This window comes from Enterobacter cloacae complex sp. P42RS (genome assembly GCF_014930595.1).
Taxonomy (GTDB): domain Bacteria; phylum Pseudomonadota; class Gammaproteobacteria; order Enterobacterales; family Enterobacteriaceae; genus Enterobacter; species Enterobacter bugandensis.
The window spans coordinates 1-8,557 of sequence record NZ_JADBRK010000033.1 but is presented as its reverse complement, the minus strand read 5'-3'; the positions used below and the strand labels follow the sequence as shown (position 1 = coordinate 8,557).

The following is an 8,557-nucleotide window of genomic DNA, read 5'->3' as shown; positions in this document are numbered from 1 at the left end:
GCTGTAAGTTATTCATTTCTCTGAAGCAATGTTCATCGCTTCAGGAAAAAAATTACTGGGGATTCCTCAGCCCACAGGGAGAGGGCGCAAACATCTAAAACGGTAACCTGACGGTTACCGTTTTGCATTTACCTCCCCTTCCATTTCACTTAGCGAAACGTTTCGACGTTGATCACAAATCCGTTACGTCATGATGGTTTTCTGAACATTTATGCGGCTACACTATTTTTAGCGAAACGTTTCGCTAGTGGAGCAAGAAAATGAAGAAAGGCACGGTTCTCAACTCAGAAATCTCATCGGTTATTTCCCGTCTTGGGCATACCGATACGCTGGTGGTTTGCGATGCAGGCTTACCGGTTCCGCGCAGCACAACCCGTATCGATATGGCGTTAACGCAGGGCGTGCCCTCGTTTATGCAGGTACTGGAGGTGGTGACGGCGGAGATGCAGGTTGAGGCGGCCATTCTCGCGGCGGAAATCAAACAACATAATCCGCAACTCCACGAAACGTTGCTCAGCCACATTGAGCAACTGCAACAACACCAGGGAAACACCATAGAAATTCGTTACACAACGCACGAACAGTTCAAACAACAAACCGCAGACAGTCAGGCGGTGATTCGCAGCGGGGAGTGTTCCCCGTATGCGAATATCATTCTCTGTGCTGGCGTCACCTTCTGAGGCCATCATGGACGCATTACTGCAACTCAAAGGGATCGATAAGTCGTTCCCGGGCGTAAAAGCCCTCTCCGGTGCGGCGCTTAACGTCTACCCAGGACGCGTGATGGCGCTGGTGGGCGAAAACGGTGCCGGCAAATCCACCATGATGAAAGTGCTGACCGGGATCTATCAGCGTGATGCCGGTTCACTCGTTTGGCTGGGAAAAGAAACCACCTTTAACGGCCCGAAATCCTCTCAGGAAGCGGGCATCGGCATTATTCACCAGGAGCTGAACCTGATCCCGCAGCTGACCATTGCGGAGAACATCTTCCTGGGCCGCGAGTTCGTGAACCGGTTCGGCAAAATCGACTGGAAAACCATGTACGCCGAAGCGGACAAGCTGCTGGCGAAGCTGAACCTGCGCTTTAAGAGCGACCGCCTGGTGGGCGACCTCTCCATCGGCGATCAGCAGATGGTGGAAATCGCGAAGGTGCTGAGCTTCGAGTCGAAGGTCATCATTATGGATGAACCGACCGACGCCCTGACCGATACCGAAACCGAATCCCTGTTCCGCGTGATCCGCGAGCTGAAAGCGCAGGGACGCGGCATTGTCTATATCTCTCACCGCATGAAAGAGATCTTCGAAATTTGCGACGACGTTACCGTCTTCCGCGACGGCCAGTTTATCGCCGAGCGCGAAGTGGCAACGCTGACCGAAGATACGCTGATCGAAATGATGGTGGGACGTAAGCTCGAAGACCAATATCCTCATCTGGACAAAGCGCCGGGCGAGATCCGCCTGAAGGTAGATAACCTCTGCGGCCCAGGCGTAAACGATGTGACCTTTACCCTGCGTCAGGGCGAGATTCTGGGCGTGGCGGGCCTGATGGGCGCGGGCCGTACCGAGCTGATGAAAGTGCTGTACGGCGCACTGCCGCGCACCAGCGGTTACGTTACTCTTGACGGCCATGAAGTGGTGACCCGCTCGCCGCAGGACGGGCTGGCGAACGGCATCGTCTATATCTCCGAAGACCGCAAGCGCGACGGCTTAGTGCTGGGCATGTCGGTGAAAGAGAATATGTCCCTCACCGCGCTGCGCTATTTCAGCCATAGCGGCGGCAGCCTGAAGCATAAAGATGAGCAGCAGGCGGTCAGTGATTTTATCCGTCTCTTCAACGTTAAAACCCCGTCGATGGAGCAGGCTATTGGCCTGTTGTCCGGCGGGAATCAGCAGAAAGTGGCGATTGCCCGCGGGCTGATGACGCGCCCGAAGGTGTTGATCCTCGACGAGCCAACCCGCGGCGTGGACGTGGGCGCGAAAAAAGAGATCTATCAGCTGATTAACCAGTTCAAGGCCGACGGTCTGAGCATCATTCTGGTCTCTTCCGAGATGCCAGAGGTATTAGGCATGAGCGATCGCATTATCGTCATGCATGAAGGGCATCTCGGCGGTGAATTCACTCGCGAGCAGGCCACCCAGGAAGTTCTGATGGCTGCCGCTGTGGGCAAGCTTAATCGCGTGAATCAGGAGTAAGAAGATGACTACCCAGGCTGTTTCTGGTCGCCGCTATTTCACAAAGGCATGGCTGATGGAACAAAAATCGCTGATTGCCCTGCTGGTGCTGATCGCGATTGTCTCGACCATGAGCCCGAACTTTTTTACCGTCAATAATCTGTTCAACATTCTGCAGCAGACGTCGGTGAACGCCATTATGGCGGTCGGCATGACGCTGGTGATTTTGACCTCGGGTATCGATCTGTCCGTCGGTTCCCTGCTGGCGCTCACCGGTGCGATCGCCGCTTCAATTGTGGGAATTGAGGTCAACGCGCTGGTGGCCGTTGCGGCTGCACTGGCGGCTGGCGCGGCGATTGGTGCCGTTACCGGTGTGATTGTGGCAAAAGGCCGCGTTCAGGCGTTTATCGCCACGCTGGTGATGATGCTGCTGCTGCGCGGTGTGACCATGGTTTACACCAACGGTAGCCCGGTGAATACCGGGTTTACGGATAACGCGGATCTGTTTGGCTGGTTCGGTATCGGTCGCCCGCTGGGTGTCCCGACCCCGGTCTGGATCATGGCTATCGTCTTCCTGGCGGCGTGGTACATGCTGCACCATACCCGTCTGGGACGTTATATCTATGCCCTGGGCGGTAACGAAGCGGCCACGCGCCTGTCCGGTATCAGCGTTAATAAAGTCAAAATTATCGTGTACTCCCTGTGCGGCCTGCTGGCGTCACTGGCGGGCATCATCGAAGTGGCGCGCCTCTCTTCCGCGCAGCCGACGGCGGGGACGGGGTACGAGCTGGATGCCATCGCGGCGGTGGTTCTGGGCGGTACGAGCCTTGCGGGCGGTAAAGGTCGCATTGTTGGGACATTGATCGGCGCACTGATCCTCGGTTTCCTGAATAATGGTTTGAATTTGTTAGGTGTTTCCTCCTATTACCAGATGATCGTTAAGGCAGTGGTGATTTTGCTGGCGGTACTGGTAGACAACAAAAAACAGTAACTGACGACACTACAGGACATCTTAGATATGAACATGAAAAAACTGGCTACCCTGGTTTCTGCTGTCGCGCTGAGCGCAACCGTAAGTGCTAACGCCATGGCGAAAGATACCATCGCGCTGGTTGTCTCTACCCTGAACAACCCGTTCTTCGTCTCCCTGAAGGACGGTGCGCAGAAAGAAGCGGACAAACTGGGCTACAACCTGGTGGTGCTGGATTCACAGAACAACCCGGCGAAAGAGCTGGCTAACGTTCAGGACTTAACCGTTCGTGGCACCAAAATTCTGCTGATCAACCCAACCGATTCTGATGCCGTAGGCAACGCCGTGAAGATGGCAAACCAGGCGAAAATTCCGGTGATCACTCTGGACCGTCAGGCAACGAAAGGCGAAGTTGTGAGCCACATTGCGTCTGATAACGTGCTGGGCGGTAAAATTGCTGGTGACTACATCGCGAAGAAAGCCGGTGAAGGCGCGAAAGTTATCGAACTGCAGGGTATCGCCGGTACTTCCGCGGCCCGTGAACGTGGTGAAGGCTTCCAGCAGGCCGTGGCTGCACACAAATTCAACGTGCTGGCCAGCCAGCCGGCAGACTTCGACCGTACTAAGGGTCTGAACGTCATGCAGAACCTGCTGACCGCGCATCCAGATGTGCAGGCGGTATTTGCACAGAACGATGAGATGGCGCTCGGTGCGCTGCGTGCGCTCCAGACCGCAGGTAAATCAGATGTGATGGTTGTCGGATTTGACGGCACGCCGGATGGTGAAAAAGCAGTAAATGATGGCAAACTGGCTGCGACCATCGCTCAGCTGCCTGAGCAGATTGGCGCGACTGGCGTTGAAACTGCCGACAAAGTGCTGAAGGGCGAAAAAGTTCAGGCCAAATACCCTGTTGACCTGAAGCTGGTCATTAAGCAGTAAAGGCGATTCAGGCAGTCGCTGGCTGCCTGAGGGACACCAAATAAAAGAAAAGTGTGGCATACGCCACCGGGTAATACCGGTGGCGCTCTCAGATGGACACCTCAATACATGAAAACCGCAGGCAACCTCGTCGTCCTTGGCAGTATCAATGCCGATCACATTCTTAACCTTGAAACGTTCCCCACTCCGGGCGAAACCGTCACCGGCAATCAGTATCAGGTCGCGTTCGGCGGTAAGGGCGCAAACCAGGCAGTTGCCGCCGGGCGCAGCGGGGCGAATATCGCGTTTATCGCCTGTACGGGTGATGACGATACCGGCGAGCGCGTACGCAAGCAGCTGGCAAGTGACAACATCGATACTGCACCCGTCAGCGTTGTTGAAGGGGAATCTACCGGTGTGGCGCTGATCTTCGTCAATGCGGAAGGTGAGAATGTCATCGGTATTCATGCGGGGGCTAACGCCGCGTTAACGACTGAACGCGTCGAAGCGCAGCGTGGGATCATCGCCGGAGCGGAAGCCCTGCTGATGCAGCTGGAGTCCCCGGTTGAAAGCGTGCTGACCGCCGCGAAAATTGCGCATGAAAATCATACCACTGTCGTACTTAACCCTGCGCCTGCCCGTGTATTATCAGACGAACTGCTGGCGCTGGTGGATATCATCACCCCGAACGAAACCGAAGCGGAAAAGCTGACGGGCATTCGCGTTGAAAATGACAATGATGCCGCGCGTGCGGCGAAAGTGCTGCATGCAAAAGGCATCGGGACCGTTATCATTACTCTTGGTAGCCGCGGGGTGTGGGCTAGCGTCAATGGCGAAGGCCGTCGCGTGCCGGGCTTTAAGGTCAAAGCCATCGATACCATCGCCGCTGGAGACACCTTCAACGGTGCGCTGGTGACGGCATTGCTGGAAGGAAAAGCGATGGATGACGCGATCCGCTTTGCACATGCCGCCGCCGCGATTGCGGTGACGCGCAAAGGCGCACAGCCTTCCGTTCCGTGGCGTAAAGAGATCGATGAATTCTTAAGTCAGCAGGGGTAACGCTTGGCTACGATGAAAGATGTCGCCCGCATGGCGGGCGTTTCTACTTCGACCGTCTCTCACGTTATTAATAACGACCGCTTCGTCAGCGAGGCGATTCGGGAGAAAGTCGAAGCCGCAGTAAAAGACCTCAACTATGCGCCGTCGGCGCTGGCGCGCAGTCTGAAGCTTAACCAGACGCGCACCATCGGCATGCTGATCACGGCCAGTACCAATCCTTTCTATTCTGAACTTGTTCGTGGCGTAGAGCGCAGCTGCTTCGAGCGTGGCTACAGTCTGGTGCTGTGCAATACTGAAGGCGACGAGCAGCGCATGAACCGCAACCTGGAAACGCTGATGCAAAAACGCGTCGACGGGCTGCTGCTGCTCTGTACCGAAACGCATCAACCTTCAAAAGAGATCATTCAGCGCTATCCTTCTATTCCCACGGTAATGATGGACTGGGCGCCGTTCGACGGGACCAGCGATCTGATTCAGGATAACTCGCTGCTGGGCGGCGATATGGCGACGCAGCACCTGATTGATAAAGGCCATACCCGCATTGCCTGCATTACCGGCCCGCTGGATAAAACCCCGGCGCGCTTGCGTCTGGAAGGCTATCTTTCGGCAATGGAGCGGGCAGGGCTTGCCATTCCTGATGGCTATCGCATCACCGGCGATTTCGAGTTTAACGGCGGTTTCGAGGCAATGCAGACGCTGCTGGCGCAAGAGCCTCGCCCGCAGGCGGTGTTTATCGGCAACGATGCGATGGCGTTTGGTGCCTATCAGGCGCTGTATCAGGCGGGACTGCGCGTTCCGGACGATATGGCGATCGTCGGTTACGATGATATCGAACTGGCGCGCTACATGACGCCGCCGCTGACCACGATCCATCAGCCGAAGGATGAACTAGGTGAGCTGGCCATCGACGTATTGATCCACCGTATGGCGCAGCCCACGCTGCAACAGCAACGTTTGCAGCTTACTCCTGTTCTGATGGAACGCGGTTCGGTTTAGCTTTCTCTTTGTGACGCTCTTTAATCAGGTTCCGGCCATCTTTCGGTTTTAACAACATAAAGACCAGCGCCGACACCACGGTAAGCGCGCCCATGGTGATAAAGGTATAGTGGAACTGCTCAACGGTATTCGTGCCGTCAAACCCTTCATAAAACCGCAGCACCGCCGCGCTCACGGCTACCCCGAGGCTGATCGACAGCTGTTGGGTCACCGCCAGTACGCTGTTGCCGCTGCTCGCGTTCTCGTCGGTCAGGTCCGCAAGGGTGATGGTGTTCATCGACGTGAACTGCGTTGACATCGCCATTCCCAGCACAAACAGCGGCAGGATCAACATCCAGACCGGTAACGCCGCGGATTGCAGCGAGAACTGCGCAATCATCAGACCGATAAAGACCGTCACGCCAACCAGCGTTTTACGATAGCCAAACCAGCGCAGTACCTGTGTGACCGTCGATTTAGCCAGAATGGAACCCATTGCCGTGGGCGCCATCATGCAGCCGGCAATCAGCGCCGGGTAGCCGAACCCCACCTGCAGCATCAATGGCATCAGGAACGGTACGCAGCCTGTGCCCAGACGTGAGGCAATATTGCCCGCGATCCCGACGGAAAAGGTTCGGGTGTTAAAGAGAGATAAAGAGATAAGCGGTGTCGGGTGACGACGCGCATGGCGTATATAAAGAAGGAACAGCAGAATACCACTGAGGATGACGGCGAGCGCCAGCCACGTTTCAACGAGCTTCTCGCCAATGAGCTCCATGCCACTGGAGAACAGCACCAGGCTCAGTCCAAACAAGAAAAAGCCGCCCATATCGAAGCTGCGCCTTGGCGTGGTGAAGTTCGGCATATATTTGCGGGCATAGATCAGCCCTGCCACGCCAATCGGAATATTAATCAGGAAAATCCAGTGCCAGCTTGCCCAGGTAACCAGCACACCCCCGAGGACCGGGCCAAGTATTGGGCCGACCAGCCCTGGCATGGTGACAAAGTTGAGTACGGGGAGCAGTTCGCTGCGTGGGTAGGCACGCAGCAAAGCGAGGCGCGCCACCGGCATCATCATCGCGCCGCCTATTCCCTGCAGTACGCGAAAGATAACCAGCTCCGTTAATGAAGTGGAGAGCGCGCAGGCCAGTGAACCGAGCGTAAAGAGCGTTACGGCCAGCATGAAAACTCTGCGGGTACCGAAGCGATCGGCCAGCCAGCCACTTACCGGGATCAACATCGCCACCGTGAGGGTGTAGCTGATGATGGCGGACTGCATTGCCAGCGGGGAGCGGTTAAGGCTTTGCGCAATGGCGGGAAGCGCCGTATTGAGGATGGTGGCATCCAGTGCCTGCATAAAGAACGCCATGGCTGCAATCCACGGCAATCCGGCCATGCTGCGCGCTTTTTTCTCTGTCATTTATTTACCTGCTGGTGGGTTGGTGCGGTCAGCAATGCCTGACATGCAGTCAGGGCTCGCTGCCCGTCGCTCTCCTGAATGGCATCTACTATCGCCTGATGCAAATCCAGCTTTACCACTTCGTCTTGTGTAATAGAGGTAAAGTAGGTGTGGTACACCGAATGGAATAACGAAGCAAAGGAAGTGAGGAACGGATTGGCGCTCATCATATAGATATGTTCATGCCAGGCCATATCGACCTCAATCCATCGTTCCCGGTTGAAGTGTTTTTTCAGGAACACCATCTCTTCCATGAGTGCGTTAAGCTGCGCTTTCTGCTCTGCTGTCCCGAGCGTGGCGGCAAGCAGGCATGCCTGAGGTTCAAGGCTGCTGCGCATTACAAGAAAGTGATCGACGACCTGATGGAAGTTGTCTTCGGTCATCCACCAGGAGAGCAGCTCCTGATCGAGAAAATTCCAGTTATTCTGTGGCATCACGCGCGTGCCAATACGAGGGCGTGGAAGCACCATGCCTTTTGCCGTCAGGGTTTTCACCGCCTCGCGAACCGCGGTACGGCTTACTCCAAACTGCTCACCCAGCTCCAATTCACCCGGCAGGATGCTCCCCGGGGCATATTTACCCGCTAAAATCCGCTGCGCCAGCTTTTCTGCCAGCACATAGGACAGATTTTTTTGGGCGGCCAGCTGTTGTGCGCTTAATGGCATCGCTTTTATTCCTTAATGTTTCATGCTGTTAATTATGCCACCTCGAATGTGATTGTGGTTGCAGATACATCAAATAGAACAATTTGTAGCTTGATATCACCTCTGTTGGTGAAAAAAAACACGGTCAGAAACTTTTTTTGAATTTCCTCTTGTCACTTAAGAATAACGCCCTATAATGCGCCTCCACTGACACGGAACAACGGCACGCAAGCCGCCGGGTCAGCAGAGAAAACCAAAATAAAGGCTTGACTCTGAAGCGGGAAAGCGTAATATGCACACCCCGCGCCGCAGCGAAAACGAAGCGGCACTGCTCTTTAACAATTTATCAGACAATCTGTG

At 55.4% G+C, this 8,557-nt stretch carries 8 protein-coding genes; 6 read left to right on the top strand and 2 right to left on the bottom strand.

Features of this window, described 5'->3' with window-relative positions:
• Positions 1-260 precede the first annotated feature (260 nt).
• The 6 genes from rbsD (at position 261) to rbsR (ending at position 6,115) form a co-directional block, all read left to right on the top strand.
• Positions 261-680: a D-ribose pyranase gene (gene rbsD, locus IM314_RS21795; RefSeq protein ID WP_003862392.1), complete on the top strand. Its 420-nt coding sequence runs from the start codon at positions 261-263 to the stop codon at positions 678-680.
• Between the two features lie 7 nt (positions 681-687).
• A complete protein-coding gene (rbsA, locus tag IM314_RS21790; protein WP_041911754.1) occupies positions 688-2,193 on the top strand; it encodes a ribose ABC transporter ATP-binding protein RbsA in 1,506 nt (501 codons plus the stop codon).
• Between the two features lie 4 nt (positions 2,194-2,197).
• Entirely contained in the window at positions 2,198-3,163 is a 966-nt protein-coding gene (rbsC, locus tag IM314_RS21785) for a ribose ABC transporter permease (protein WP_006808742.1), read from the top strand.
• A 27-nt stretch (positions 3,164-3,190) separates the two neighbouring features.
• On the top strand, positions 3,191-4,081 hold the full coding sequence (gene rbsB / locus IM314_RS21780) for a ribose ABC transporter substrate-binding protein RbsB (protein ID WP_010426610.1): 891 nt from the start codon (positions 3,191-3,193) through the stop codon (positions 4,079-4,081).
• 108 nt (positions 4,082-4,189) lie between these two features.
• The gene (rbsK, locus tag IM314_RS21775) at positions 4,190-5,119 is read left to right on the top strand and encodes a ribokinase (RefSeq protein WP_045631283.1); all 930 of its coding nucleotides are present in this window, start codon (positions 4,190-4,192) and stop codon (positions 5,117-5,119) included.
• 3 nt (positions 5,120-5,122) lie between these two features.
• Positions 5,123-6,115, top strand: a complete 993-nt coding sequence (gene rbsR, locus IM314_RS21770) for a ribose operon transcriptional repressor RbsR (protein WP_028014905.1) — start codon at positions 5,123-5,125, stop codon at positions 6,113-6,115.
• On the opposite strand, the gene mdtD is transcribed toward rbsR, so the two are convergent.
• Together mdtD and IM314_RS21760 are read right to left on the bottom strand one after the other, a co-directional pair.
• A complete protein-coding gene (gene mdtD, locus IM314_RS21765; RefSeq protein ID WP_028014904.1) occupies positions 6,081-7,514 on the bottom strand; it encodes a multidrug transporter subunit MdtD in 1,434 nt (477 codons plus the stop codon). The two genes, rbsR and mdtD, sit on opposite strands and share 35 nt — an antisense overlap.
• Positions 7,511-8,218 carry a FadR/GntR family transcriptional regulator gene (locus IM314_RS21760; RefSeq protein WP_028014903.1) on the bottom strand — a complete coding sequence of 236 codons (708 nt, stop codon included), beginning with the start codon at positions 8,216-8,218 and terminating at the stop codon, positions 7,511-7,513. The genes mdtD and IM314_RS21760 overlap by 4 nt, the downstream gene beginning before the upstream one ends.
• Positions 8,219-8,557 lie beyond the last annotated feature (339 nt).